Source organism: Amycolatopsis jiangsuensis (genome assembly GCF_014204865.1).
GTDB classification, from domain to species: Bacteria; Actinomycetota; Actinomycetes; order Mycobacteriales; family Pseudonocardiaceae; genus Amycolatopsis; species Amycolatopsis jiangsuensis.
Genome location: NZ_JACHMG010000001.1, coordinates 6,878,803 through 6,905,181 on the forward strand (window position 1 = coordinate 6,878,803; position 26,379 = coordinate 6,905,181).

The window sequence follows — 26,379 nt, forward strand, 5'->3', positions numbered from 1 at the left end:
TAGCCGCCGGGTACGACGGAATTCCCGGGGAGGAGACACAATCACGGCCATGACCGAACTGCCCCTCCTGCTGCTGCATGCCTTCCCGCTCGACGCCCGGATGTGGGATCCGGTGCGTGCTCCGTTGGCGGAACGGCTCCGGGTGATCACCCCCGACCAGCGCGGTTTCGGCCGAAGCCCGCTTCCGGAGACCGGCCGCGAACCCGGCTTGGCCGACGCCGCCCGCGACGTGCTGGCACTGCTCGACAAACTCGGTCTCGACCGGGTGGTGCTCGGCGGCTGTTCGATGGGCGGCTACCTGGCGATGGCCGTCCTGCGCCTCGCCCCGGAACGGATCGGCGGGCTGGTCCTGATCGACACGAAAGCCACCCCGGACACCCCGGAAGCCGCACAGAACCGGCTCGACCTGGCAGACCGCGCCGAAGCTGAGGGCGTCACCGGCTGGCTGGCCGGACAGAGCGTGCCCGGCCTGCTCGCGGACACCGCCTCCGCCGAGCTCGCCGGCCATGTGCGTGACCTGATCGACGCCCAGCCGCCGTCCGGGGTCGCCTGGGCCGCCCGCGCGATGCGGAACCGCCCGGACTCCCGGGAACTGCTGCGCCAGGCCGACATCCCGGCGCTGGTGCTCGTCGGCGAACACGACGGGATCACCCCGCTCGACGCCGCGAACACCATGGTCGAGGCGCTGCCGGACCCGACACTGACGGTCATCCCGGACGCCGGGCACCTGACCCCGCTGGAAGCGCCCGCGAGCGTGACCGAGGCGATCCTGGGCTGGTACCCGATCAGCTGAGAAAGGCACGCAACGCCGCTCGCGCTTCCTCGTCACGGCGCGGAAAACGCTTCGTGACCAGAAGCTGCCAGACGACCGCGAACAGCTCGCGAAGCCGCGTACACGTGGCGAGTACCGCTTCGTCCGCTTCGCCGGGGTACGCGGCCAGCATGTCCGGGCCGCCCTGCCTCGCGAGGACAGCGAGGTCCCATTCGAGCGGTCCGCGCCAGGTGTCCTCGAAGTCGAGCCAGCACGGCCCGTCGGGCGTCTCGACGAGGTTGCCCGGATGCGCGTCGCCGTGCAGTGGCCGGCCTGGGCCGGTGGGCAGCTCTTGCGCGAGCCGCACCGTTTCCGTCCGGATGCGGTCGGCTTCGCCGGCCAGCGAGGCACCGTGTGAGTCCAGCATCCGCAGCAGGTCCTCGACGGGGCCGCGGGTGGGGAGTTCGCCCGGATAGTCACGCAACGCCTCGTGGACCCTGGCCAGGGACCGCGCCGTGCCGCTGGCGGTGTGCCGATGGTCCGGATCGTGCCGGGTCCAGTGCCAGAGCGTGACCGGCAGTCCTTCCGTGAAATGCGGTCCGGCCGGGGGATCGATGGTCGGTGAGACGACGCGCACACCACGTTCGGTGAGGTGGCGCGACACCGCCACGTCGCGGGCGAGCCAGCCGGCCGGGTCCGGTCGCGCCACCCGGGTGGCGCCGGGTGCCCGCGCCACCACCGGACCCATTCTCACCAGCACGTTCGACCGTGCGTGAAGCACCTCCGCGCGGTCGGTGGCGAGCCCGAGCCGGCGCCCCGTGGCGAGCGCCGCGAAGACCGCGGCGGCCGTGTACGGGTCGGTCATCCCGTGATCTAAGCAGCCGGTGCGAGCGACTGTCGGTGACGAGGGCTACGATCCTGCTAACCGCCCGGACCAGGTCCGCCTGAGCCCGGACGACCCGGACGATGACCACCACAGTTGCAGTGTTGGAGGCAGGAGTGACGGCCGTAGCCCCGAAGCCGATCGCCACGCGCCCATACCCCGTGCGCGAGTCGGCAAAGGGTTCGTACCTGCTGCGGTTGTTCCGCACGACGGACCACAAGCAGATCGGGATCATGTACCTGGTCACGTCGTTCGCCTTCTTCATGGCGGGCGGCGCGATGGCGATGCTGATCCGCACCGAGCTGGCCCGCCCGGGTCAGCAGTTCCTCTCGCAGGAGCAGTACAACCAGCTGTTCACCATGCACGGCACGGTGATGCTGCTGCTGTACGCCACCCCGATCCTGTTCGGGTTCGCGAACTTCGTGCTGCCGCTGCAGATCGGCTCGCCGGACGTGGCGTTCCCGCGGCTGAACGCGTTCTCCTACTGGCTGTACCTGTTCGGCGGCCTGATCGTGCTGTCCGGCTTCCTCACCCCGGGTGGCGCGGCCGACTTCGGCTGGTTCGCCTACACCCCGCTTTCGGACGCGATCCACTCGCCCGGCGTCGGCGCCGACCTGTGGATCTCCGGTCTGGTGGTCTCCGGTCTCGGCACCATCCTCGGTGGCGTCAACATGGTCACCACCGTGGTGTGCCTGCGCGCGCCCGGCATGACCATGTACCGGATGCCGATCTTCACCTGGAACATCCTGGTGACCAGCATCCTGATCCTGCTCGCCTTCCCGATCCTGACCGCGGCGCTGATGGGCCTGCTGGCGGACCGGCATCTCGGCGCGCACGTGTTCGACCCGGCCAACGGCGGGGTCATCCTCTGGCAACACTTATTCTGGTTCTTCGGCCATCCCGAGGTCTATATCGTCGCGCTACCGTTCTTCGGGATCGTGACGGAGATCTTCCCGGTGTTCAGCCGCAAACCGGTGTTCGGCTACAAGGGACTGGTCTTCGCGACGCTGGCGATCGCGGCCCTGTCGGTCGCGGTGTGGGCGCACCACATGTACGCCACCGGAGCGGTGCTGCTGCCGTTCTTCTCGTTCATGACGTTCCTCATCGCGGTGCCGACCGGCGTGAAGTTCTTCAACTGGATCGGCACGATGTGGAAGGGCCAGCTGTCCTTCGAGACGCCGATGATCTTCTCGATCGGCTTTCTCGTCACGTTCCTCTTCGGCGGTCTGACCGGCATCCTGCTGGCCGCGCCCGCGATCGACTTCCACGTGTCGGACAGCTACTTCGTGGTGGCGCACTTCCACTACGTGCTCTACGGCACGATCGTGTTCGCCACCTTCGCCGGCATCTACTTCTGGTTCCCGAAGATCACCGGCCGGATGATGGACGAGAAGCTCGGGAAGTGGCACTTCTGGACCACGTTCATCGGCTTCCACGGCACGTTCCTGGTGCAGCACTGGCTCGGCGCGGAGGGCATGCCGCGGCGGTACGCCGACTACCTGGCCAGTGACGGGTTCACCACGCTGAACACGATCTCCACGATCGGCGCCTACATCCTGGGCGCGTCCACGCTGCCGTTCATCTGGAACGTGTTCAAGAGCTACCGCTACGGCGAGATCGTCACGGTCGACGACCCGTGGGGCTACGGCAACTCGCTGGAGTGGGCCACGTCCTGCCCGCCGCCGCGGCACAACTTCACCGAACTGCCCCGGATCCGCTCCGAACGCCCGGCGTTCGAGCTGCACTACCCGCACATGGTGGAGCGGCTGCACGCGGAGGGCGAGATCGGCTTCTTCGGCAAGGCCCGCCACGGCGGCGCCCCCTCGCAGAAACTGGTCGACGCCACCATGCCGGGCGAGCACGGCAAGGACAACGCGGGCGAACAGTAACCACCCGCAGGACTCGACAAAGGCGGGCAACCCTCCATCAGCTGGGTTGCCCGCCTTTGCCGTACCCGGAACCGACCGGGGCTGGCGGTGTTCGTGCCGTCGCCCGGATGCACGCCGATAGGCTGGGCTGCCGGCCTGCTCCGCCCGGGAGCCAGGTCGGTCTCCGGGGCTGCTTTGGTCCGGGGCTGCTTTGGTCCGGGGCTGCTTTGGTCCCGGGGGCCCGGCACGCTCCGCGCGCAAGAGGCCGGTCTCGGGGGCCGGGGCCTCCGCTGCGCCTCCGCCGGGACCTGATCCGCCCCTGGCGACTGCGCGCTCCACTCGGGATCCGGATCGGCCCGTGGAGACCGTGCCCCGCGCCCGGGACCCGGATCGGTCGCCGGCGGCTGGGCCCTGCGCCGGGGGCCCGGATCCGTCCCTGGCGACTGCGCCCTCCGCCGGGACCTGATCCATCCCTGGAGACTGCGCGCTCCGCCCGGCACCCGGACCGGCGATGGAAACCGGTTCCTGCGCCCGGATCGGCCGCTGGCGGCTGGGCCCTCCGCCCGGGACCCGAATCGAGCCCGGAGGCTGGCCCCTCGGCCGGGGCGACGGACCGTTTCGCCAGGTGTCCTGGGCACGAGGCCGTGAGCCGGGCGTGGGTCCGTACACCCGCCTGAGACGCCATGAGGCGACCGGCCCGGGGCGGCCTGCCCCTCTCTTGCCACGCGGAGCGCGCCTTGCCACCCGGAGCGCGCGGGGACCGCCGTGTCGCTCGTACGTTCGCCCGTGACGCGGGGGCCGCGTTCACCGGGGTCCGAGACGGATGCCTCGCCAACCAGGCCGACCTCCCGAGCGCCGCGCCGGGGCCCGTACGCCGGTCACCGCTGCTGAGCGCAGCGGTCTGGTCGCTCGTTCGTGGTGCCTGGGGTGTGAAGCAGGGCACGCCGACGTTCTGTGCTCCTGCCCGGAGGGCCAGACTGGGCGGGTCCCGCACCCGCCGAACGAGGGAGAGATCCCAGTGTCCCAGACTCCCGTGCTGATCACGACGACCGGACCGGACAAACCGGGCGTTTCGTCCGTGTTGTTCGCCGTGCTCACGCGGCACGACGTGGACGTGCTCGACGTCGAGCAGGTGGTGATCCGCGGGAAGCTGGTGCTCGGCGTGCTCGCCGGGGTCTACCGCGATCCGGAGGGGTTGCAGGAGTCCGTGGAACAGGCGATGGCGACCGTCGGGATGCAGGTCGAGGTCCGCATCGGGGACGCGATCGGCGCCGATCCCTTCGCGCTCGGGCGGCGCGATTCGTCGCACGTGCTGGTGGTGCTCGGCCGTCCGGTGACCGCGCGCGCGTTCTCCGAGGTGGCCCGGCGGCTCGCCGCGGTGGGCGCGAACATCGACTCGATCCGCAGCGTCGCCGACTACCCGGTGACCGGGTTGGAGCTGTACGTCTCGGCGCGCGACGAGACCGGGACCGCCGACGCCGAACTGCGCTCGGAGCTGGCGGACGCGGCGTCCGCGGCCGGTATCGACGTCGCCGTGGAGCGGGCCGGGATCACGCGCCGAGCCAAGCGGCTGGTGGTCTTCGACGTGGATTCCACGCTGGTGCAGGGCGAAGTGATCGAAATGCTCGGCGCGCACGCCGGCGTCGAGGACCAGGTCCGCGAGATCACCGAGGCCGCCATGCGCGGCGAGCTGAACTTCGCCGAATCGCTCGAACGCCGAGTGGAGCTGCTGGCCGGACTGCCGGTCACGGTGCTGGACGAGGTCGCCGCTCAGCTCGAGCTGACGCCCGGCGCACGCACCACGGTGCGCACGCTCAAGCGGATGGGCTTCCGCTGCGGCGTCGTGTCCGGTGGCTTCTCGCAGGTCATCGACCATCTCGTGGACGATCTCGGGCTCGATTTCGCCGCGGCGAACGAACTGGAGGTGCACGAGGGCAAGCTCACCGGCCGGGTGACCGGCGAGATCGTGGACCGGGCGGGCAAAGCCGACGCGTTGCGCCGGTTCGCCGGGGAGTACGGGATTCCGCTCGGCGCGTGCGTGGCGGTCGGCGACGGGGCCAACGACATCGACATGCTCGCCGCGGCGGGCATGGGCGTGGCGTTCAACGCGAAGCCCGCGCTCAAGGAGGTCGCGGACACCGCGCTGTCCCACCCGTACCTCGACGCGGTGCTGTTCGTCCTTGGCGTCACGAGGGCCGAGGTGGAGGCGGCCGACGCGGCGGACGGGCTCGACCTGGTGCGCCAGTGAACCCGACCCTCGAACCACTGCGCAGCCGCTACGCCTCGTGGCTGGGGATGCCCGCGTCGGAGACGTCGGACACCTCCGACGAGGAGCCGGACCAGGTGCGCGCGATGCCGATCATCCTGCGTATCGAACGAGCCGAACCGCCCGGCCGCACCGCGTTGCTCGAAGCAGCCGCCGCGGCCGCGCTGGCAGTGTGCCTCGACGAGCGGTCCGCGCCGGGCGGTGAATGGGCCGAGCCGATGCACGCGTGGCTGGACAACCGCATCCGCAAGGTTTCCCGCCGTGCCCGTGGTGCGCACTGGCAGGCGGTGCTCGACCTGCCCGGGATCACCGTGGAGGTCGGCGGCGCCCAGGCCCGCGCGCTCGTGCCGGGCCTGGTTTCGCAGGCGCCGAAAGAGGTTTCGCGCCTGCAGATCTCCGGGAGCGAAGTGGCGCCGGACGAGCCTGGCCCGGCGCCGGACGACGTGCCGGTGCTGTTGCTGAATCCGGACGTGCCGATGACCGTCGGCAAGGCCGCCGCCCAGGTCGGGCACGCCACGATGATCCTCGCTTCGCTGCTGCCGGACGAGGCGCTGGCCGCGTGGGCGGCGCGGGACTACCGGGTCGCGGTGCGGACGCCGTCCCCGGTGCGCTGGACGCGGCTGTGCCCGGTCGACGATCCGGAGCGCGGCTGGCGGGGCCAGCGGGTGGTGGCCGTGCGCGACGCCGGTTTCACCGAGGTCGAACCCGGCACCATCACCGTGCTCGCGCAGTATCCCAGCGTTCGGACGCGGAACACCGCGGCCTCCGGCGCGGTTGGAGCCGGAAACCGGACGGAAGGGGCTTCCCGATGACACTCGAAGTGCAGCGCGAGGGCGAACACAGCTTCGTGGGCCGCAACGAACGCGGTGCGGAGGTCCGCCTGGGCCGCTCCGGTGCGGAAGGCGCGTTCTCGCCGGCGGAGCTGCTGCAGATCGCCACCGCCGGCTGCTCCGCGGTGACCGCCGAGGAACTGATCACCCGCCGGGTCGGCGAGGACTCGAAGTTCCGGGTCGCGGTCACCGCCGACCGTCGCGAAGGAGCCTCCGAACTGGACGCGGTGCACGTCTCGTTCGACGTCGACCTCTCCACCCTGGACCCGGACAAACGCGAGGCCCTGGCCGGCGCGGTCGACCGGGCGATCGAACGGCTCTGCACAGTCCGCCGCACCCTGACGAAGGGCATCCCGGTCACGGAGACCTTCCCCGGCAAGTAAGGCAGCCCGGCGCGCAGTTGCTGGGTGCTGCTGGAAGCCGGAACGCCGCGGCCCGCCCTGGCTGCGAGAACACATCGCGACGAAGGCCTCCGCGGCCAACCGTGCGGGCACCGACCTCACGCCACACCCGCCCCGCGGACGGTGCCGTGGCCAGCAGACGCCCCGGCTGCAACCCGTGGCTGACGACCCGCCAGCCGCGCGTGACATATGCGCCGGGGCGCAGCTGACGGCTTGCGTCGTCACTCGCGACCTGCGTGGCCGGACGCGCTTGCCGGCTGTGCGTGGCCACAGGACGGGCACCCGGTACGTGAGCCGCGAATCATCGCTCGCCCGGGCCCGACGGCCCGATCCCCGACGGCGCTCACACATCCCGACAGTGTCCGCCGGATCCTCGACGGGGTTCACTTGGCCAGAGAGTTCGTTGATTCCCTGGCCTGCCGGATCCTCGCCGGGGTTCTTTCGTTCAGAGAGTGTTCGTTGATTCCCTGGGCCGGCGGATTCTCGACGGGCTCACTCGTTCAGAGAGTGTTCGTCGAATCCCTGGCCCGCCCGCCTGGTCCCGGACGGCCGATCGCCGGCGCCCGCCCGTTGATACCCGACCCCGCCCGTCTGGTCCCGACGGCCCGGCACCTCACCCGACCCCGCACCTCACCCGGCCACAGGGTCGAGACCGGGCACGTCACCGTGCGGGGGTGCTCAGCTCTGCCAGACCACGTAGGCCTGGTCGGCGTCCGTGGTCATGGCCTCGATGAACCTCTCGTTGTCGAAGCCGGGGAGGGTTTGCAGGCGTTCTATCAGCGCGTCCGCGGCCGGGTCGCCGCTCGGGATGGCGGTGCCCTTGCCGTCGGAGCCGACGAGCATGAAGAAGACGTCCTCGTTCCAGGGGCCGTCGGGGATGACTCTCACCATCACGGACTGCAATTCCGACCACGTGACGGCCTCTTCGCTGCCATCGGCGAGCGTGCGCCGCACCCCGGTGTCGTCGACACTGACGGTCCGGGATCGGGCGCTGGACGGATCCTGGGTCAAGCGGTGCTCCCTGTCGTAAGCGTTGCGGATTACCGTACCCGCCCGGGTTGTGCCCTGCCTCACGCGGGCGCGGCCGCGTCGAGCCGCTTCAGTGCGTCGCGGGCGACCTGCGGATCCGTGGTGGGCCAGAACGGCGGCAGCGACGCGCGCAGGAAACCGCCGTAGCGGGCGGTGGCCAGCCGCGAGTCCAGCACCGCGACCACCCCGCGGTCGGTGACCGAACGGTGCAGCCGCCCGGTGCCCTGCGCGAGCAGCAGCGCCGCGTGCGTGGCCGACACGGTGAGGAACCCGTTGCCGCCCCTGGCTTCCACCGCGCGCTGCCGCGCCGAGGAGACCGGATCGTCCGGTCGCGGGAACGGGAGCCGGTCGACGACGACCAGCTGCAGCGACGGCCCCGGCACGTCCACGCCCTGCCACAGGGTGAGCGTGCCGAACAGGCAGGTGCGCGGATCGTCGGTGAACTGCCGCACCAGCAACGGCGTGGCGTCGTCGCCCTGGCACAGGATCGGGTGGTCGAGCCGCTCCCGCATCGCCTCGCTGGCCTGCTTCGCCGCGCGCATCGAGGAGAACAGCCCGAGCGTGCGCCCGCCCGCGGCCTCGACCAGCTCGGCCAACTCGTCCATTGTGGACTCCGCGAGCCCGTCGCGGCCCGGGGACGGCAGGTGTTTGGCCACGTACAGGATGCCGTTGCGCCGATGGTCGAACGGCGAGCCCACGTCGAGACCCGTCCACTTCGGCCCGCTGTCCTCGTCCGACGGCACTTCCTTGTCGGTCGCCGCGCCCGGCGCCTTCTCCACCCGCGCCCCGCCGGGCGGCAGGCCCCACTGCCGCGCCATCGTGTCGAACGCGCCGCCGAGGGTGAGCGTGGCCGAGGTCAGCACGGTGGTGTGCTGGTTGAACACCCGCTCCCGCAGCAGCCCGGCCACCCCCAGCGGCGCGACCTTCAACGCCGGCGGCCGCGGAGTGGCCGAGTACTTGTCGCCGGTGAGCCAGACGACGTCGCGCTGGTGGGCCTGGTCGTCGGTGTACGCGTCGAGCAGCCGCACCGCGACGTCGTGCACCTCCTCGACCAGCGAACGTGCCAGCTTGCGCGCGGTGGCCTCGTCGACGTCCTCCTTGCGGTCCGAACCCAGCGCGGTGAGGCATTCCTTGGCCGCGTCGCGGACCGCCGGGATCGCGCCCCGCAACGGCTGCGGCAGCGTGTCCAGCCGCCCGGCGGGCAGATCGTCGAGGATCAGCGCCAGCCCGTCGGACGATTCCAGCAGCCGGTCGGCGATCGCCGCGTCCATCACCCGGCCGCAGCGGCGTGCGGCCGAGGACACCATCGCGCTGGTCAGCTCGCCGGTGGCGACGGAGGTGACGCGGTCGACCAGATCGTGCGCCTCGTCGATCACCACCAGGTCGTGGTCGGGCAGCACCTGGTAGCCCTGCAGCGCGTCGATGGCCAGCAGCGCGTGGTTGGTGACGACCACGTCGGCCTTGCCCGCCTCGCCGCGCGCGCGTTCGGCGAAGCAGTCGGTGCCGATCGGGCAGCGGGCCGCTCCGAGACATTCCCGCGCGGTGACCGAAACCTGCCGCCACGCCTGGTCGGACACCCCGGGCACCAGCTCGTCGCGGTCACCGGTCTCGGTGTCGGAGGACCACTCGCGCAGCCGCGTGACCTCTTTGCCCATCCGGGAAACCGCGAACGGGTCGAACAGCTGCGCGTCCTCCGGCTCGTCCGCCGGACCGCTGTCGAGCCGGTGCAGGCACAGGTAGTTGCGGCGGCCCTTGAGGATCGCGAACGTCGGCAGCCGGCCCAGCGGCTTCTTCAGCGCTTTGGCCAGCCGGGGCAGATCGCGGTCCACCAGCTGGCGCTGCAACGCGATGGTGGCGGTGGAGACGACGACCGTGGTGTCCTTCTCCACCGCGTGCCGGATGGCCGGCACCAGGTAGGCCAGCGACTTTCCGGTGCCGGTACCGGCTTGCACGGCGAGGTGCTCGCCGGTGCGGATGGCGTGGCCCACGGCATCGGCCATCTTGACCTGGCCGGGGCGCTCGGCGCCGCCGACGGACTCCACCGCGTGGGTCAGGAGTTCGAGGACGCCGGGGAAATCGGTACGGGCGGGCACAGCGACACACGATAGCCGCCGGGCCCGACAGGATCGTCGATCCGGCGCGAACGGGCCGTTCGCGCCGGATCGACGGAGTGGCTCAGTCCTGCTTGCGGAAGCGGGAAACGGCCGCCCATGCGAGCGGCAGCACACCGGCCGCGACGACGATCTTCAGCACGTCACCCACGAGGAACGGCACCACGCCCTTGCCGAACGCGGTGGTGAAGTCGTAGCCGCCGGCGGCCATCAGCCACGGCACGCCGAAGGCGTAGATCGCCACGTTGCCCAGCGCCATGGTCCCCGCCGTGCGCAACGGCGTGCGGTCCCCGCCGCGGCGCGCGAGCGCGCCCACGAGCGCACCGGCGACCACGAAGCCGACGATGTAGCCGGCCGAAGCGCCGGACAGGCCGGACGTCGCACCCTGGAACCACGGCACGCCGGCTGCGCCGACGAGCAGGTACAGCAGCATCGAGGCGGCGCCCCGGCGCATGCCCAGCGAAGCGCCCACGAGCAGCGCGGCGAACGTCTGGCCGGTCATCGGCACCGGCGTACCGGGGATGGGGATCACGAGCTGGGCGGCCGCGCCGGTCAGCACAGCACCCCCGGCGACCAGCGTCAGATCGCGCACGAGCGCGCCGGGCACGAGGTCGGCCAGCACCTGACGGCGGCCGGTGAAGGAAAGCGACGACACGGGACCTCCCACGACGAAAACGGACGTCTGAGGAGGTTAACGCCCCCCGGTCGGGACCGGCTGGACAAGTTGCGTTCCTCACCACACCACACGTCCGGGTGGTGTAGGGGTTGTGGCGTTTGGCCACCCCGGCGCGCTGCCGATCTCGAAGCACGGGCGAAGGGAGACAGGCCGATGCGTGCACGGAACCGGCCGGCGGGAGCGTCGGCGGTGGTGCTGGCGGTGGTGCTGACCGGAATGCTGGCAGGAGTGGTCGCACCGGTGGCGCACGCCGATCCGGTCACCTCCACCGGGTGGGGGTCCGCGGGCAGCCTCGACGTCCTGCTGGACGACCAGCACGTGGTCACCGGTGAGCTGGCACGCTGCGACGCCGACGGGCCGTCGTCCGCGCGCAGCAGCGGCGGAGTGGCCGGCGACGTCGCGGACTTCGGCTTCGGCGGCACCACCTGCGGGCGCGACGGCGCCGTGGCCACCGTGCAGGCCGGCGGTCAGCGGTTCGAGACCGATCTGCTGCGCCGCTGGGGCGGGCCGGTGCTGAAGGTCCGGACCTACTCCTCCGGCTGTGCGACCACCGAGTCCGGCAGTACCGGCTCGATGTCCATCGGCGAGGTCAGCGGCTTCACCGTGCCTTCTTCAGTGCCGGCGAACTACCTGATCACCATCCCCGGCGGCGAGGCGGGCACCGCGCTGGCCACTGTGACGCTGAACGAGACCGTCACGCCACAGCCGGCCGACGGCAGCCTCGTCACGCACGCGGTGCACCTGAAGCTGTTCCCGCAGGGCGGGCCGGCGAGCGGTGACCTCTACCTTGGCACCGCGGCGTGCAACCCGTACGGCAAGGGCGGTGCCCCACAGCCGCCGTCCACCGGCGGTGGCGGCGGAGCGGGCACCGCTCAGCCTGGCGGCAGCGCGGGGGCGCCGGCATAGGCGACGCCTGCTTCGTCGAAGTCCTTCAGCGCCGCCTCCACGGTGGGGCGTGACGCCCCGACGGTGAGGTCCAGCAGCACGCGTACGCCAAAGCCCGCGCGTGCTGCGTCGAGCGCGGTGGCGCGTACGCAGAAGTCCGTGGCGACGCCGACCACCTCGACGTCCGTGACGTCGTGCGCGCGCAGCCAGTCCTCGAGCGTCTCGCCGTCGCGCGACTTGCCCTCGAAACCGGAGTACGCAGCGTCGTACTCGCCTTTCGAGAACACCGCTTCGATCGGGACGACGTCGAGCGCCGGGTGGAACGAAGCACCGGGTGTGCCCGCTACGCAGTGCGGCGGCCAGCTGTGGTTGAAGTCCGGCGTCTCGCTGAAGTGGTCACCTGGGTCGATGTGGTGGTCACGGGTGGCCACCACGTGCGCGTAGCCGCCGGCCGCAAGGTGCCGGGAGATGGCGTCGGCGGCCGCCGCTCCGCCGGCCAGAGCCAGCGAACCGCCCTCGCAGAAGTCGTTCTGCACGTCCACCACGATCAGCGCGGTTCCCATGGCCGGCTCCCTTACAGAAACGTCGTCGGTATCGCGGGTTCGCCGTGCGACAGCTTCAGGCCCTCCCACGGCAGGCTGACCTGCGCCCGCCGCAGCCGGGCGCGCGCGTCGTCCAGCGTGGGCAGATCATCCACCGTCCGGCCTTCGCGCACCAGGGGGATGTGCAGCTCGCGGTCGTGTTCCTCGGCCGCCGGACGCTCCGCGGTGGCCGTCCACACGACCTCTTCGACGGCGGTGCCGGTCGCCCGGTGCCGCCGCAGCGCGCTCTTGCGGCCGCCGCGGGACTCCTTGTGCGCACTGCGCTTCGCGACCGGGCGGCCGTCGACCTCGACGAGCTTGTAGACCATGCCCGCGGTCGGCGCGCCCGAGCCGGTCACCACCGAAGTGCCGACGCCGTACGCGTCCACCGGTTCCGCGCGAAGCGCCGCGATGGCCTGCTCGTCGAGGTCGCCGGACACGACGATCCGGGTGTCCTTCGCGCCGAGGGAGTCGAGCTGCTCACGTGCCTTGCGCGCGAGCGGCCCGACGTCACCGGAGTCGATGCGGATCGCGCCCAGCTCGGGCCCGGCGACGCGTACAGCGGTCTCGATGCCGGCAGTGATGTCGTAAGTGTCCACGAGCAACGTCGTGTCCGCGCCCATCTTGTCGACCTGCGCGCGGAACGCTGCTTCCTCGCTGTCGTGCAGCAGCATGAAGGCGTGTGCGACAGTGCCGCGGGTCGGGATTCCGTAGCGACGGCCGGCTTCGAGGTTCGACGTGGTCGCGAAGCCGGCCAGGTACGCCGACCGCGCGGCGGCGACTGCTGCGTACTCGTGCGTACGCCGCCCGCCCATCTCGATGATCGGCCGTCCGTGCGCGGCGCCCGCCATGCGCGCCGCGGCCGACGCCACCGCGCTGTCGTGGTTGAGGATCGACAGCACCACTGTCTCCAGCACCACGGCTTCGGCGAAGCTCCCGGTGACGGTGAGGACCGGCGAACCGGGGAAGTACAGCTCGCCTTCGGGATAGCCGTCGATGTCGCCGCGGAACTCGTAGTCCGCGAGCCAGGACAGCGTGGCCGCGTCCACGACCGCGGTCTGTTCGAGCACTGTCAGCTCGGCGTCGGTGAACCGGAAGTCCGCGATCGCCTCGAGGGCTCGCGCGGTGCCGGCGACGACGCCGTAGCGCCGCCCGTCCGGCAGCCGCCGGGCGAAGACCTCGAACACGCACGGGCGATCCGCGGTGCCGTTCGCGAGGGCGCTTGCCAGCATGGTCAGCTCGTAGTGGTCGGTGAGCAGCGCTGTGCTGGCGCTGGTGACCGGCTCGGGTGAACCCATGGGGTCAGCCTATTCACCCACACGGCCGGACCTGGCGCGGCGTGCCGGGTGACCGCCGTGACACCATGGTGCGCATGTCCACGCCTGTTGCCTCCGAACAGACGCAGGTTGATCCACTCGGGGCCGAAGCCGCCGAATCCGACCAGCCGTGGCGGACCATCGTGTGGAACGATCCGGTCAACCTGATGTCGTACGTGACGTACGTGTTCCAGAAGCTGTTCGGCTACAGCCGGGACCACGCCACGAAGCTGATGCTCGACGTGCACCACAAGGGCAGGGCCATCGTGTCGTCCGGCAGCAAGGAGAAGGTGGAGACCGACGTGGCGAAACTGCACGCCGCGGGGCTGTGGGCGACCATGGAACAACCCTCGTGAAGGCCTGGCGGCGCAAGGGCGAGGTCATCCTGGCGGGGTTCGAGCAGCAGGAGGCCGCGGTGCTGCGCGGCCTGGTCGGGCAGCTGGAGGACATGCTGCAGGCGCGGGCGGAGGAGGCCCCGCAGGACGAGCTGGCCGAGCTGACCGGCATCCGCACCGGCCCCGCCGAATCGCCGGACGACCCGGTGCTCTCCCGGCTGCTGCCGGACTTCCACCGGCTCGACCCGGACAACCCGAGCCGCGAGGACCTCGATTCCGCCGCCGCGATGCGTTCCCTGCACGAACCGGAGCTGGTGGAGGCGAAGGTCGGGGTGGCGCGGACCGTGCTCGACACGCTGCCGCGCGACGGCGGCCAGGTGCGGCTGAGCTTCGAGCAGGCGGACGCCTGGCTGAACGCGCTCAACGACGTGCGGCTGGCGCTGGGCACCGCGCTCGACGTCACCGAGGACATGCCCGACGAGCTCCCGGACGACGATCCGCGCGCGCCGCACCTGGGCGTCTACCACTGGCTGACCTGGGTGCAGGAGACCCTGATCCAGGCTGTCACCGCGTGAACGCGATCACCGATGTGCCGGGCGTGCTCGTCGGGCACCACCAGCGGCTCGGCGACGGCTGGGCCACCGGGACCACGGTGGTCCTGGTGCCGGGCGGAGCGACCGGGGCGGTCGACCAGCGCGGCGGTGCCCCGGGCACGCGCGAGACCGATCTGCTGAAGCCGGAAAACCTGGTGCAGCGCGTGAACGCGGTCTGCCTCTCCGGCGGCAGCGCGTACGGCCTCGCCGCCGCGGACGGGGTGATGCGCTGGCTCGGCGAGCGTGACCTGGGATTTCCGGTCGGGGCGGAGCCGCACGAGGTGGTGCCGATCGTGCCCGCCGCGGTGCTCTTCGACCTTCCGCGCAGCACCTGGGGCAACCGGCCGGACGCCGATTTCGGTTACGCCGCTTGCGAAGCCGCGACGACCGGTGCGAGCGGTGTGCACCAGGGGACTGTCGGCGCGGGCACCGGCGCCGTGGTCGGTTCGCTCAAGGGCGGCATCGGTACGGCGAGCGAGCAGGTCGGCGAGGTGACCGTGGGCGCGATCGTCGCGGTGAACGCCGCCGGCGAGGCCGTGGACTTCGGCACCGGGCGGGCCTTCACCGCCGACCACGAGGTGGACGGCGAGTTCGGCGTCTGCTGGCCGGACCGGCCCGGTTCGGTGCCCGGGCAGCGAACCGACTTGAACACCACCATCGGCGTGGTGGCCTGCGACGCGGCGCTCTCGAAGGCCGAGGCGCAGCGTCTCGCGGTGGCCGGCCAGGACGGCCTCGCCCGCGCGGTGCGCCCGGCACACAGCATGTTCGACGGCGACACCGTCTATGCACTGGCCACCGGTGCGCACGAGCTTCCGGCGCGGCCCGGCCCGTTCGCGTTCGCGGACCGCGCCGGCGCACTGGACGCGCTGTGCTCGGCCGCCGCGCGGGTTTTCGCGCGGGCGATGGTGCACGGTCTGCTGTCGGCGACCACAGCAGGGGGAGTGGCCGCGTACCGGGACGTGTGGCCGGAAGCGTTCGGCCGGACGTAACCGGGCTCTCATCATGTGGACAGGGGTGGTCCACCAGCTAAGATGTGCGTGTGCTCCGGATCCGCCGTGAACTCGTCGACGAGATCGTCGCCCATGCCCGTCGTGACCACCCCGACGAGGCCTGCGGGGTGATCGCGGGCCCGGCCGGTACCGATCGCCCCGAGCGCTTCATCCCGATGGTGAACGCCGCGCGTTCGCCCACGTTCTACCAGTTCGACTCCGCGGAGGACTTCCGCCTGTACCGCGAGCTGGAGAGCAACGACGAGGAGCGGGTGGTGATCTATCACTCGCACACCGCGACCGAGGCATACCCCTCCCGTACCGACGTGAACATCGCCGGGTACCCGGAGGCGCACTACGTGCTCGTGTCCACCAGGGACCCCGATTCGCACGACTTCCGCTCGTATCGGATCGTGGACGGCGAGATCACCGAGGAGCCGGTCGACATCCTCGACTGAGCTGCCGGAATAAGCGCGGAGCCGGCGGCGTCGCAAGACGAAGGCGCCCGCGAGAAGGAACCCACCGGAGGTAGAAACCCATGGCCGTGACCGTGTCCATCCCGACCATCCTGCGCACCCACACCGGCGGCGAGAAGTCCGTCGAAGCGGCCGGGAAGACCGTCCTCGAGATCATCGACGACGTCGAATCGCGCCACGCCGGGATCAAGGCGCGCCTGGTCAAGGAGGAGAAGCTGCACCGCTTCATCAACGTCTACGTCAACGACGAGGACGTGCGCTTCGCCGGTGGCCTCGACGCCGAGGTGAAGGACGGCGACACCCTCACGATCCTGCCCGCCGTGGCCGGCGGCGCGCGCTGAGGCGATGACCCGCTACGAATCCCTCCTCGACGCGCTCGGCGGCACGCCGCTGGTCGGCCTGCCCCGCCTGTCGCCCACGGACGACGTGCGGCTGTGGGCGAAGCTCGAGGACCGGAACCCGACCGGTTCGATCAAGGACCGTCCCGCGCTGGCCATGATCGAGGCGGCCGAACGGGAGGGCACGCTTCGCCGCGGGTCCACCATCCTCGAGCCGACCTCGGGCAACACCGGGATCTCGCTGGCCATGGCCGCCAAGCTCAAGGGCTACGGCCTGGTGTGCGTGATGCCGGAGAACACCTCGACCGAACGCAAGCAGCTGCTGCAGGCCTACGGAGCGCGAATCGTGTTCTCGCCGGCCGCGGGCGGTTCGAACGAGGCAGTGCGGCGGGCCAAGGAGCTGTCCGAGCAGAACCCGGACTGGGTGATGCTCTACCAGTACGGAAACCCGGCCAACGCCGACGCGCACTACCGCGGCACCGGCCCCGAGCTGCTGAAGGACCTGCCGACGCTCACGCATTTCGTCGGCGGCCTCGGCACCACCGGGACCCTGGTGGGCGTCGGCCGCTACCTGCACGAGGCGAAGCCGGACGTGCAGATCATCGCGGCCGAGCCGCGGTACGGCGAGCTCGTGTACGGCTTGCGCAACCTCGACGAAGGCTTCGTACCCGAGCTGTACGACGCCAGTGTGCTCAACGGCCGGTACTCCGTAGGCGCGTACGACGCCCTTCGTCGCACGCGTGAGCTGCTGGAGCACGAAGGCATCTTCGCGGGCATCTCCACTGGCGCTGTGCTGCACGCGGCGCTCGCAGTGGCGGAGAAGGCTGCCGCGCGCGAAGAAAAGGCAGACGTCGCCTTCGTCGTCGCGGACGCGGGATGGAAGTACCTGTCCACGGGCGCGTACGCAGGCTCGCTGGACGAAGCGGCCGAGCGCCTCGACGGCCAGCTCTGGGCCTGAGCGAAGAGCCCGTCACGGTCGCTGCCGATCGTGACGGGCGCTCGACCTGCCCGACCCGTTCCCGAAATCAGGGATTTCACCCGAGGCAGGACACACGGGGCGCCACGTAGCCTGGGTTTCGTGAGCACACTGCCTCCTCTTCCGACGCCGCCCGCGGGTGGCGGTACGAGCCGGCCCGCGGATGTGGCCAAGCGTGTCCTGCCGCCGAATCCGAAGGCGGCGGCGTTCGTCGCGCTGGGCTTCACCCTGGTGCTTTACCTGGTCGAGCTGGCCGACGTGATCCTGCCGGGGAACCTCGACCACGGCGGGGTGCTGTCGCGGCAGGCCGACGGTCTCGACGGAATCCTGTGGGCGCCGCTGCTGCACGCCGGCTGGTCGCACCTGTTCTCCAACACCGTGCCGGTGCTGGTGTTCTCGTTCCTCGCGATGGCCGCGGGCATCGGCCGCTGGGTCGTGGTCACGGCGATCATCTGGCTCGTGTCCGGGGTAGGCGTGTGGCTGGTCGGACCGGCCGCCACCTACACGGTCGGCGCGTCCGGGCTCGCCTTCGGCTGGCTGGCGTACCTGCTGGTGCGCGGGCTGTTCAACCGTTCGCTCGGGCAGATCCTGGTCGCGGTGGTGCTGCTCGGGGTGTGGAGCGGAATGCTGTGGGGCCTGCTGCCCGGCAATCCGGGAATCTCCTGGCAGGGCCACCTCTTCGGGGCACTGGCCGGCGTCTTCGCGGCGTGGCTGACTTCACGCGGCGAGCGTGCCCGAGGACGTAAGGCGGCTCCGGAGATCCCCGGTAATCTCGGGGTGTGAGTCTTTCCGGCGCGCCCATCGGTGTTTTCGACTCCGGCGTCGGTGGGCTCACCGTCGCGCGGTCCATCCTCGAGTTGCTGCCGGCCGAGCAGCTGCGCTATGTCGGCGACACGGCACGCAACCCATACGGCCCGCTGCCCATCGCCACCGCTCGCGCGTACGCGCTCGAAGCGCTCGACAACCTCGTCGAGAGCGGTGTGAAGGCGTTGGTGATCGCGTGCAACACGGCGTCCGCGGCGTGCCTGCGTGACGCGCGCGAGCGTTACGACGTACCGGTGGTCGAAGTGGTGTTGCCGGCTGCGCGGCGCGCTGCGGTGGCCACGCACAGCGGACGTGTCGGCGTGATCGGCACCGAGGGCACGGTGCGTTCGAGGGCGTACGACGACGCCTTCGCCGCGGCGCCGGACGTACGGCTCACCAGCGTGGCGTGTCCGCGCTTCGTCGACTTCGTGGAGCGCGGGATCACGTCCGGGCGACAGATCCTCGGGTTGGCGCAGGGGTACCTCCAGCCGTTGCTCGAGGCCGAGGTGGACACCCTCGTACTGGGCTGCACGCACTACCCGTTGCTGTCCGGCGTGCTGCAGATCGTCATGGGACAGGAAGTCACTCTCGTCTCGAGCGCCGACGAGACCGCGAAGGACCTGTACCGCGTACTCACCGAACGAGATCTGCTCGCGCAGCGGGCGGAATCACCGCAGCACGAGTTCGTCGCCACCGGCTCACCGGAGCCGTTCACCAGGCTGGCGCAGCGGTTCATGGGCTTCGCCCCCGGTGTGCTCGCCCCGGCCGGCGCGCGCGAGCGGAGTTAGGGTGACCGGGTGCGACTGACGATCCTCGGGTGCTCGGGCAGCATCCCCGGGCCGGACACGGCCGCGTCCGGGTACCTGCTGGAGGCGGAGGGCTTCCGGCTGGGGCTCGAACTCGGGAACGGGGCGTTCGCCCAGCTCCAGCGGGTGCTCGATCCGTTCGATCTGGACGCGCTCCTGCTGTCGCACCTGCACTCCGACCACTGCGCGGACGTCAACCCGCTCACGGTGCTGCGCCGCTATCACCCCGCGCCGCCGTACCCGTCCCGTCCGCAGCGTTTGCCGTTGTACGCACCTCCGGACGCGCCTTCGCGTCTCGGACACGCGTACGCGGCCGACGCGGACGAGCGCGCGTCTGTGGATCTGTCGGACGTGTACGAGTTCCACGCGCTGCGCGAGGAGACGGTGCAGATCGGGCCGTTCGACGTCACGGCTGCCGCGGTGTACCACCCGACGCCGGCGTTCGGCCTGCGCATCACGTACGGCGGCAGCATCCTCGCCTACACCGGCGACACCGGCAAGTGCCGCGCGCTCGGCGAGCTGGCGGACGGCGTGGACGTACTGCTGTCCGAAGCGTCGTGGACCGACGCCGGTGACCGGCCCGAAGGCGTGCACCTGTCCGGCAAGGAAGCCGCCGAGCTGGCGAAGGACGCGGGCGTGGGCCGGCTGCTGCTCACCCACATCGCGCCGTGGACCGACCGGCACGCCGTGCTCGCCGAGGCGCAGGCGGTTTTCCCGGCGGCCGAACTGGTGGCCCAGGGCGCCGTCTACGACATCTGAGCGCGAAACTGACGGAGGCAGGTCCTAGACTCCGGCGCGTGGCGAGAAAAGATGGCAGGAACGACGACCAGCTCCGTGAGATCACGATCACCCGTGGCTTCCAGAAGTGGCCTGCCGGATCGGTACTGATCGAATTCGGCAACACCCGCGTGCTGTGCGCGGCCAGCGTCACCGAAGGGGTGCCGCGCTGGCGGGCCGGTTCCGGGCTGGGCTGGGTGACCGCGGAGTACGCGATGCTGCCGTCGGCGACCAACACCCGCGGCGATCGTGAGTCGGTGAAGGGCCGCATCGGCGGGCGCACGCACGAGATCTCCCGGCTCATCGGCCGTTCGCTGCGGGCCTGCATCGACCTGGCCGCGCTGGGTGAGAACACCATCGTGATCGACTGCGACGTGATCCAGGCCGACGGTGGCACCCGGACCGCGGCGGTCACCGGCGGGTACGTCGCGCTGGCGGACGCGATCACCTGGCTGGGCGCGGCGAACCGGCTCAACGACCCGAAGCCGCTGTCGTCCTCGGTGGCGGCGGTGAGCGTCGGCGTGGTGGACGGCCGGGTCCGCCTCGACCTCCCGTACGAGGAGGATTCCCGTGCCGAGGTGGACATGAACGTGGTCGCGACCGACGCCGGCACCCTGATCGAGGTGCAGGGCACCGGCGAGGGTGCCACGTTCGCGAGGTCCACTTTGGACGCCATGCTGGACCTGGCGCAGGCCGGCTGCACCGAGCTGACCGTCAAGCAGAACGAGGCGCTGGCGCTGCCCTATCCGGGCGAGCTGCCGGCACCCCGTCCGGGCAAGAAGAAGGGGTCGAAGTGACCCGGGTGCTGCTGGCGACCCGCAACGCCAAGAAGCTGACCGAACTACGCCGGATCCTGGAGGCGGAAGGCGTCCGCGGGATCGACATCGTGGGCCTGGCCGACGTTCCGGAATTCCCCGAAGCCCCGGAGACCGCCCCGGATTTCGAAGGCAACGCGGTGGCGAAGGCCCGCGACGCGGTGGCCGCCACCGGCCTGCCCGCCATCGCCGACGATTCGGGTCTGGCCGTGGACGCGCTGAACGGCATGCCGGGCATTCTGTCGGCCCGCTGGTCCGGCACACATGGCGACGACGAAGCCAACCTGGCTCTGGTTTTGGCCCAGCTGACCGACACCCCCGACGACCGCCGCGGCGCCGCCTTCGTCTGCGCCGCGGCACTGGTGACCCCGGCCGGCAAAGAAACCATCCTCCGAGCCGAATGGCGAGGCACCCTCACCAGAGAAAAACGAGGCACCCACGGCTTCGGCTACGACCCGATCTTCACCCCCGAGGGCACAACAACCACCTCAGCAGAACTCCCCCCAGAAGAAAAAGACGCCCACTCCCACCGCGGCAAAGCCCTACGAGCACTACTACCGGAAATAGCAAAACTGGCCCCAGAAAACAAGAACTGAGCCGACCAGCAGTAGCAGCCGCCGCCCCAGCCTCAAACCGCAAGCGGAAAACCCAAGCCACCACCGCACCCACTCCCCCCGCACCCCGATCCGAAGCCAAAACACGGGCTGGAGGAGTTTGTCAAGGTACTCTTCCCATCCTTGACAAACTCCTCCAGCCCGTAGTCACACTTCCGCTTCGGGGTGTGGGCGGTGTTTCCAGCTCCGGCGCGCACCAAGTTTCCCGCTCCGGCGCGCGCGCCAAGTTCCCTGCTCCGGCACGCACCACCTCCACTCCCAGCCACACCCGAGAACTGTCAGCAACCCATAATCCCGCCCCACACCACCTAGCCCACCCGGACCCCTGCCCATATCCTCCCACCCATGTGCGCCGACATCCTCCTGGCCGAGGACGACCGGAAGCAGGCCGATCTGGTCCGCCTCTACCTGGAACGGGAGCAGCACACCGTCACCACGGTCCCGGACGGTCGCGAGGCGCTCGCCCATCTCCGTGCCCATCCGCCGGACCTGGTCATTCTCGACATCATGCTGCCCGGCATGACCGGGCTGGAGGTCTGCCGCGTGCTCCGGCGCGAATCCGCCCTCCCGGTCCTCATGCTCACCGCGAGGTCCACTGAGGACGACCTCATCCACGGCTTGGACCAGGGAGCTGACGATTACCTCACCAAGCCCTACAGCCCGCGGGAGCTGATGGCCCGGGTCCGGACCCTGCTGCGCCGCACCCGGGCGCCGGGCGCGACGGGGCCGCTGCGCGTCGGTGGCCTGGTGATCGACTCGGTCCGGCACGAGGTCACGGTCGACGGCCGGCGCATCGAGACGACTCCGGGCGAATTCCGCCTCCTCGAGGTCATGGCCGCGCATCCGTACCAGGTCTTCACCCGCGGCCAGCTCCTGGAACGCCTGCACGGTTTCGACCGGTACATCACGCAGCGCGCCATCGACATGCACGTGATGAACCTCCGCAAGAAGATCGAGCCATCCCCGCGAAGGCCGGAGCGGCTGCGCACCGTCTACGGGGTCGGCTACAAGCTGACCGCTCCCGATGCGCCGTAGCGTCCTGGTCCGGTTGATCGCGGTGTCCGCTTTGGTCGCGGTCTGCGCGATCGCCGCCACCGCGTGGCTGGCCGCCCGCACCACCTCGGGCGCGATCGAGCGTGAGCAGGGCCAGGTCTTCGCCGACGACGGCACGATCTACCAGGGCCTGCTCGCGTACGCCGCGCAGCACCCGGACTGGTCCGGCGTCGACGCGACCGTGCGCGACTACGCGGACAGGACCGGCCGCCGGGTCACGCTCACCACGCCGCAGGGGCAGCTGATCGCCGGCTCCGATCCGGGTTCCGGACCGCTTCCGGACCAGCCATCGGTGGTGGTCGACCCGCTGTCGGTCGACCCGGGGCTGGGCGTGCCCTCCACGCCGGACCGCATCGCTCCGGAAGCGGCCGGCCCCTACACCTTGCCGGACACCGAGCGGGCGACCCTGACGCGTGTCGCCGAGCGGGTGCTGCGCTGCGTGCGGAGCTACTCCGGCATCGGCTCCATCGAGGTTTCCGCCAGCGGCCGCCCGCGCGTGACGACTCCCGACCCGACCTCGCTCGCCCGCTGTGACGCCTCGGCGCTGGAAGCGCCCACCGCGACCGAAAAGACCGCACTGAACCGGTTGAACGACCTGGTGAACGCGTGCCTCGGCCGTAACGACCGCACGACCGCCGCCGCGCAGCTGGCTCTGACCTGGACCTTCGACGGTCCCGTCACCAGCGCCACCGACCCGACCGTGGTCACCTGCTTCACCTCGGCTCGTCGTGAACAGCTCACCCCGTACGTCGCGCCGGCGGCCTGGCTCTACATCACCGAAAACGGCGGTGATCCGCCGCCGAGCGGATTCACGCTGTCGACCGCGAACCAGATCCGCCTCGCCGGGGTGGCCGGCGTGATTCTGGTACTCACCGTGGTCGTCACCGGGCTGGCGTCGATCCGCCTGATCCGTCCGCTGCACGCGCTGACCGGTGCGGCGCAACGGATGGAGGCCGGCGAGACCGGCGCCCGCGTGCGGGTACGGGGCAAGGACGAGATCGCCCGGCTGGCCCGTGCGTTCAACGACATGGCCGAGGCGCGGGAACAGCTGGAGAACGCCCGCAAGGCCATGGTGAGCGACGTCGCGCACGAGCTGCGCTCCCCGCTGGCCACGATCCGCGGCTGGCTGGAGGCGGTGCAGGACGGCCTGAGCCGGATGGACGGCGAGCTGGTCGCCTCGTTGCTGGAGGAGGCCGTGCACCTGCAGCACATCGTCGACGATCTGCAGGACCTGGCTCTCGCCGACGCCGGTGCGCTGCGCGTGCATCCGGAGCCGATCGACGCCAACGCACTGCTGGCTCAGCTCGCCTCCGCACACGCAGCGCGGGCCGCGGAGTCCGGGCTGCGCCTTTCCGTGCCGCCGATGGCGGATCCGGCGATCACCGCCGACCCGGTGCGGTTGCGGCAGGCGCTCGACAACCTCGTTTCGAACGCCGTCCGCCACACTCCTCGCGGCGGCTCGGTCGCCGTGACCGGCCGGCGCGAGGGGGACGAGGTGGTGTTCGAGGTGACCGACACCGGCGAGGGCATCGCCACCGCGGACGTGGAGCACGTGTTCGACCGGTTCTGGCGGGCGGACCCGTCCCGCAGCCGCGCCTCCGGCGGGAGCGGCCTGGGGCTGGCCATCGTCCGCAACCTCGTCGAGGCACACGGCGGCACGGCCACCGCGCGCAGCGCACCAGGCCGCGGTACGACGTTCACCCTCCGCTTCCCGGCCGGCCCGCCGAGTCCGTGAGGACAGCTCAGGTGAGGCCGAGGTCCCGGATCAGCTTGGCGACGTGACCGGTCGCGCGGACGTTGTAGAGCGCTTTGCCGATCCTGCCGTCCGCGTCGACGATGAAGGTCGACCGGATCACGCCCTGGACGACGCGGCCGTAGTTCTTCTTCTCGCCGAACGCGCCCCATTCGGTGAGCACCCGCTTGTCCGGATCGGACAGCAGCGGGAAGGTGAGCCCTTCGGCGGCGACGAACGTGGCGAGCTTCTCCGGCTTGTCCGGGGAGACGCCGAGCACCTGGTAACCGGCGTCGTTCAGCTCGGCGAGGTTGTCGCGGAAGTCGCAGGCCTGTTTCGTGCAGCCGGGAGTGCTCGCGGCCGGGTAGAAGTACACGACCACGGAACGGCCGCGGAAGTCGCTCAGCGAGACGTCCTTGCCGGTGCTGTCGGGCAGGGTGAAACTCGGGGCGGGGTCGCCGGGGGAAAGTCGCTGCTCGGTCATGGGCGCAGCGTAATTCAGGCCCTGCCGCAGTAGGTGACCGCGGCGGGTTCGCCCGCGCTCGGCCGCAGCCGCATGACCAGCCTGGTCTCCCGGAGCGGGACGGCGAACGCGATGGTGAGCTGGGTCGAGCGGCCGGGCTGCAGGTCCTCGCCCGCGTGCGCGATCCCGCCGAGGCCTTGGGTCGCGTCCACCACCTGTTTGACCTGCCGGCCGGCGACGTCCGCGGTGACCGACAGCCCGGAGAGCCGATAGGTCTCCGGCCCGTTGTTGCTGACCTCGATGGCGAACGACGCGGCACGCGCGCTGCGCGGGTAGGCCGCCGGGCTCGGCTGGAACGACTGCGGGGCGGACACCGACACCGTGACCCCGCTGGTGAACCGATGCTCGGCGCCGAACTGCAGCTCGCCGGTGCCGAGTGCGGAAGCGGCCTTGGCCGGCGCGGTGGGGCCGGCCCCGGCGCCGAGCGCGGCGGTACCTTCCCGTGCGTCGACCCCGCAGGCCGTCACCAGGCACAGCAGGCAGGCGGACACCAGCAGCTTCGGGGTGCGCGGGGGCGCCATCGCGGTTACTCCAGTCGGGGTGGGGCGAGCGGCCGTTCGGCCCCATAGCCGGACGGACCCGCCCCACTCTGACTGCACATGCAGCTGCGCGGGCAGGAAGACGCGGACCTGGTGTCGACCCGTGGCCGATCTGTGACCGAAAGGGCACACCGCGTGACAGTCGTCACCGATATGCCACTCAGACGGCGACCGCGAACAGCAGGATGAACACCGCGACACCCGCGCCCCACGCGACCATCAGCCAGCCGAAGTCACGCACCGGATCGACCGCCCGGCTCTCCTCCCCGGGGACGTACACGCCGCGGTTCTCGAACCAGTCCGCGCACTTGCGGAGCAGGCGCAGTGGGTTGCGTGACGGCACGGCGCACCTCCTCGGGGAAGGCCCAGCCTACGGGCAGGACCACCCCACGGTCAGTCCGCCGTCGGTGTCGACCACGCGAGCTGCGGGAGTGCCACCAGGTGCATGGGAAGACAGCGTTACCGCGGACGTGCCGGGACTAACCGCCGCGCGCGAGTTCCACGAACGACCGGACCAAGGGCGGCGTCCATGCCCGGCGCCAGGCGAGCACCACACGGCTCGGCGGCACGTCGGACAACGGCACGGTGGTGAGCCCGTCCGGCACCGGATGCGCCAGCGGCACCAGTCCGACCGTGCCGTTCCACAGCACTGCCTGCACACATTCGTGGACGGTGCGGATCACCGGGCCTTCGCGCAACGGGCTGCCCGGCGGGACGGCGTTCCAGTAGGCGCGCCACCGCGGGTCGGTGCCCTCGGGCAACCGGAACCATGCCCGGTCCGCCAGTTCCCGGACTGCCAGGCTTTCCCGTCCTGCCAACGGATCGTCGGCTCGCAGCAGTGCGCCCACCGGGTCGTCGCGCAGGACGTGGGTGCCGATGCCACGGTCGTCGAACGGCAGCCGCGTCAGTGCGACGTCGACGAGCCCGGCCCGCAGCCCGGCGGCCGGATCGGACAGATCGGCTTCCCGGAGGATGATCCGCACTCCGGGGTGCCGCTCGCGGAAGCGGGCCGCGACCGCGGTGCCCGTCTGGTCGACGCCGTCCCCGAGGGTGCCGAGGGTGAGGTTCGCTGCCGCGGTGACCCGGGCGCGGGCGCGTTCGGCAGCTTCGAGCAGTGTGCGGGCTTCCTCGTACAGCGCGGTGCCCGCGTCGGTGAGGGAGACACCCGCCGGGGATCGGTGCAGCAGCACCGCCCCGAGGTCGGTTTCGAGTCGTTTGACCGCGCGGCTCAGCGGCGGCTGGGTCATGTGCAGCCGCGCCGCCGCGCGCCCGAAGTGGCGCTCCTCGGCGACGGCCACGAAATACCGCAGCGAGCGCAGGTCCATCACCGGCCACGATACCGATCGGGTATCGGCGGTGCGGAACCGGTGTTGGACGGCTCCCCGAGACCGGCGCTGGACTGGTGCCAGTCC

29 protein-coding genes are annotated in these 26,379 nt (G+C 71.1%); 19 read left to right on the forward strand and 10 right to left on the reverse strand.

Features of this window, described 5'->3' with window-relative positions; translation table 11 throughout:
• Positions 1 to 49: 49 nt before the first annotated feature.
• Positions 50 to 793, forward strand: a complete 744-nt coding sequence (locus BJY18_RS31280; protein WP_184783476.1) for an alpha/beta fold hydrolase — start codon at positions 50 to 52, stop codon at positions 791 to 793.
• Here the strand turns inward: BJY18_RS31280 and BJY18_RS31285 are convergent.
• Positions 786 to 1,616, reverse strand: a complete 831-nt coding sequence (locus BJY18_RS31285; RefSeq protein ID WP_184783477.1) for a phosphotransferase — start codon at positions 1,614 to 1,616, stop codon at positions 786 to 788. The genes BJY18_RS31280 and BJY18_RS31285 overlap by 8 nt on opposite strands.
• A gap of 134 nt (positions 1,617 to 1,750) precedes the next feature.
• On the opposite strand from BJY18_RS31285, the gene ctaD reads away from it, so the two are divergent.
• The 4 genes from ctaD to BJY18_RS31305 all read left to right on the forward strand — a co-directional run bounded on the left by ctaD (position 1,751) and on the right by BJY18_RS31305 (position 6,981).
• Positions 1,751 to 3,523, forward strand: a complete 1,773-nt coding sequence (gene ctaD, locus BJY18_RS31290) for an aa3-type cytochrome oxidase subunit I (protein ID WP_184783478.1) — start codon at positions 1,751 to 1,753, stop codon at positions 3,521 to 3,523.
• A 997-nt stretch (positions 3,524 to 4,520) separates the two neighbouring features.
• Positions 4,521 to 5,750, forward strand: coding sequence for a phosphoserine phosphatase SerB (gene serB / locus BJY18_RS31295; RefSeq protein WP_184783479.1), 1,230 nt, complete (start codon positions 4,521 to 4,523; stop codon positions 5,748 to 5,750).
• A 47-nt stretch (positions 5,751 to 5,797) separates the two neighbouring features.
• Positions 5,798 to 6,580, forward strand: coding sequence for a peptidyl-tRNA hydrolase (locus tag BJY18_RS31300; RefSeq protein ID WP_221460113.1), 783 nt, complete (start codon positions 5,798 to 5,800; stop codon positions 6,578 to 6,580).
• The gene (locus BJY18_RS31305; RefSeq protein WP_184783481.1) at positions 6,577 to 6,981 is read left to right on the forward strand and encodes an OsmC family protein; all 405 of its coding nucleotides are present in this window, start codon (positions 6,577 to 6,579) and stop codon (positions 6,979 to 6,981) included. The genes BJY18_RS31300 and BJY18_RS31305 overlap by 4 nt, the downstream gene beginning before the upstream one ends.
• A gap of 696 nt (positions 6,982 to 7,677) precedes the next feature.
• Here BJY18_RS31305 and BJY18_RS31310 read toward each other — a convergent pair.
• From BJY18_RS31310 to BJY18_RS31320, 3 genes are all read right to left on the reverse strand, one after another.
• Positions 7,678 to 8,010, reverse strand: coding sequence for a hypothetical protein (locus tag BJY18_RS31310; RefSeq protein WP_184783482.1), 333 nt, complete (start codon positions 8,008 to 8,010; stop codon positions 7,678 to 7,680).
• A gap of 59 nt (positions 8,011 to 8,069) precedes the next feature.
• Positions 8,070 to 10,121, reverse strand: coding sequence for an ATP-dependent DNA helicase (locus BJY18_RS31315; protein ID WP_184783483.1), 2,052 nt, complete (start codon positions 10,119 to 10,121; stop codon positions 8,070 to 8,072).
• A gap of 82 nt (positions 10,122 to 10,203) precedes the next feature.
• Entirely contained in the window at positions 10,204 to 10,794 is a 591-nt protein-coding gene (locus BJY18_RS31320; RefSeq protein WP_184783484.1) for a biotin transporter BioY, read from the reverse strand.
• A 174-nt stretch (positions 10,795 to 10,968) separates the two neighbouring features.
• Here BJY18_RS31320 and BJY18_RS31325 point away from each other — a divergent pair, with 174 nt between their 5' ends.
• Complete coding sequence (locus BJY18_RS31325) at positions 10,969 to 11,721, forward strand: hypothetical protein (protein ID WP_246459025.1); 753 nt, start codon at positions 10,969 to 10,971, stop codon at positions 11,719 to 11,721.
• Here the strand turns inward: BJY18_RS31325 and BJY18_RS31330 are convergent.
• Positions 11,688 to 12,263, reverse strand: coding sequence for an isochorismatase family protein (locus BJY18_RS31330; RefSeq protein ID WP_184783485.1), 576 nt, complete (start codon positions 12,261 to 12,263; stop codon positions 11,688 to 11,690). The two genes, BJY18_RS31325 and BJY18_RS31330, sit on opposite strands and share 34 nt — an antisense overlap.
• An 11-nt stretch (positions 12,264 to 12,274) precedes the next feature.
• The gene (locus tag BJY18_RS31335) at positions 12,275 to 13,579 is read right to left on the reverse strand and encodes a nicotinate phosphoribosyltransferase (RefSeq protein WP_184783486.1); all 1,305 of its coding nucleotides are present in this window, start codon (positions 13,577 to 13,579) and stop codon (positions 12,275 to 12,277) included.
• Between the two features lie 74 nt (positions 13,580 to 13,653).
• Here BJY18_RS31335 and clpS point away from each other — a divergent pair, with 74 nt between their 5' ends.
• The 13 genes from clpS (at position 13,654) to BJY18_RS31400 (ending at position 23,908) form a co-directional block, all read left to right on the forward strand.
• Positions 13,654 to 13,953, forward strand: coding sequence for an ATP-dependent Clp protease adapter ClpS (clpS, locus tag BJY18_RS31340; protein WP_184783487.1), 300 nt, complete (start codon positions 13,654 to 13,656; stop codon positions 13,951 to 13,953).
• On the forward strand, positions 13,950 to 14,507 hold the full coding sequence (locus tag BJY18_RS31345) for a DUF2017 domain-containing protein (protein ID WP_184783488.1): 558 nt from the start codon (positions 13,950 to 13,952) through the stop codon (positions 14,505 to 14,507). Before clpS ends, BJY18_RS31345 begins: the two co-directional genes overlap by 4 nt.
• Positions 14,504 to 15,514 carry a P1 family peptidase gene (locus BJY18_RS31350; RefSeq protein ID WP_312874015.1) on the forward strand — a complete coding sequence of 337 codons (1,011 nt, stop codon included), beginning with the start codon at positions 14,504 to 14,506 and terminating at the stop codon, positions 15,512 to 15,514. Before BJY18_RS31345 ends, BJY18_RS31350 begins: the two co-directional genes overlap by 4 nt.
• 50 nt (positions 15,515 to 15,564) lie before the next feature.
• The gene (locus BJY18_RS31355; protein WP_184783489.1) at positions 15,565 to 15,972 is read left to right on the forward strand and encodes a M67 family metallopeptidase; all 408 of its coding nucleotides are present in this window, start codon (positions 15,565 to 15,567) and stop codon (positions 15,970 to 15,972) included.
• An 80-nt stretch (positions 15,973 to 16,052) separates the two neighbouring features.
• Positions 16,053 to 16,331 carry a MoaD/ThiS family protein gene (locus BJY18_RS31360; protein WP_184783490.1) on the forward strand — a complete coding sequence of 93 codons (279 nt, stop codon included), beginning with the start codon at positions 16,053 to 16,055 and terminating at the stop codon, positions 16,329 to 16,331.
• 4 nt (positions 16,332 to 16,335) lie between these two features.
• Complete coding sequence (locus tag BJY18_RS31365; RefSeq protein WP_184783491.1) at positions 16,336 to 17,286, forward strand: PLP-dependent cysteine synthase family protein; 951 nt, start codon at positions 16,336 to 16,338, stop codon at positions 17,284 to 17,286.
• Positions 17,287 to 17,406: 120 nt separating this feature from the next.
• Positions 17,407 to 18,087: a rhomboid family intramembrane serine protease gene (locus BJY18_RS31370; protein WP_184783492.1), complete on the forward strand. Its 681-nt coding sequence runs from the start codon at positions 17,407 to 17,409 to the stop codon at positions 18,085 to 18,087.
• A complete protein-coding gene (gene murI, locus BJY18_RS31375) occupies positions 18,084 to 18,896 on the forward strand; it encodes a glutamate racemase (protein WP_184783493.1) in 813 nt (270 codons plus the stop codon). Before BJY18_RS31370 ends, murI begins: the two co-directional genes overlap by 4 nt.
• Before the next feature lie 9 nt (positions 18,897 to 18,905).
• Positions 18,906 to 19,673, forward strand: a complete 768-nt coding sequence (locus tag BJY18_RS31380) for an MBL fold metallo-hydrolase (RefSeq protein ID WP_184783494.1) — start codon at positions 18,906 to 18,908, stop codon at positions 19,671 to 19,673.
• Between the two features lie 38 nt (positions 19,674 to 19,711).
• Positions 19,712 to 20,488, forward strand: coding sequence for a ribonuclease PH (rph, locus tag BJY18_RS31385; protein WP_184783495.1), 777 nt, complete (start codon positions 19,712 to 19,714; stop codon positions 20,486 to 20,488).
• Positions 20,485 to 21,102 carry an RdgB/HAM1 family non-canonical purine NTP pyrophosphatase gene (gene rdgB, locus BJY18_RS31390; protein WP_184783496.1) on the forward strand — a complete coding sequence of 206 codons (618 nt, stop codon included), beginning with the start codon at positions 20,485 to 20,487 and terminating at the stop codon, positions 21,100 to 21,102. Before rph ends, rdgB begins: the two co-directional genes overlap by 4 nt.
• Before the next feature lie 363 nt (positions 21,103 to 21,465).
• The gene (locus BJY18_RS31395) at positions 21,466 to 22,155 is read left to right on the forward strand and encodes a response regulator transcription factor (RefSeq protein ID WP_184783497.1); all 690 of its coding nucleotides are present in this window, start codon (positions 21,466 to 21,468) and stop codon (positions 22,153 to 22,155) included.
• Complete coding sequence (locus BJY18_RS31400) at positions 22,145 to 23,908, forward strand: sensor histidine kinase (RefSeq protein ID WP_184783498.1); 1,764 nt, start codon at positions 22,145 to 22,147, stop codon at positions 23,906 to 23,908. The genes BJY18_RS31395 and BJY18_RS31400 overlap by 11 nt, the downstream gene beginning before the upstream one ends.
• 7 nt (positions 23,909 to 23,915) lie before the next feature.
• On the opposite strand, the gene bcp is transcribed toward BJY18_RS31400, so the two are convergent.
• The 4 genes from bcp to BJY18_RS31420 all read right to left on the reverse strand — a co-directional run bounded on the left by bcp (position 23,916) and on the right by BJY18_RS31420 (position 26,292).
• Positions 23,916 to 24,389 carry a thioredoxin-dependent thiol peroxidase gene (gene bcp / locus BJY18_RS31405; protein WP_184783499.1) on the reverse strand — a complete coding sequence of 158 codons (474 nt, stop codon included), beginning with the start codon at positions 24,387 to 24,389 and terminating at the stop codon, positions 23,916 to 23,918.
• A gap of 14 nt (positions 24,390 to 24,403) precedes the next feature.
• Entirely contained in the window at positions 24,404 to 24,949 is a 546-nt protein-coding gene (locus BJY18_RS31410; protein WP_184783500.1) for a hypothetical protein, read from the reverse strand.
• A 178-nt stretch (positions 24,950 to 25,127) separates the two neighbouring features.
• Positions 25,128 to 25,310, reverse strand: a complete 183-nt coding sequence (locus BJY18_RS31415; protein WP_184783501.1) for a hypothetical protein — start codon at positions 25,308 to 25,310, stop codon at positions 25,128 to 25,130.
• 136 nt (positions 25,311 to 25,446) lie between these two features.
• Positions 25,447 to 26,292, reverse strand: a complete 846-nt coding sequence (locus BJY18_RS31420) for a LysR family transcriptional regulator (RefSeq protein ID WP_184783502.1) — start codon at positions 26,290 to 26,292, stop codon at positions 25,447 to 25,449.
• Positions 26,293 to 26,379 lie beyond the last annotated feature (87 nt).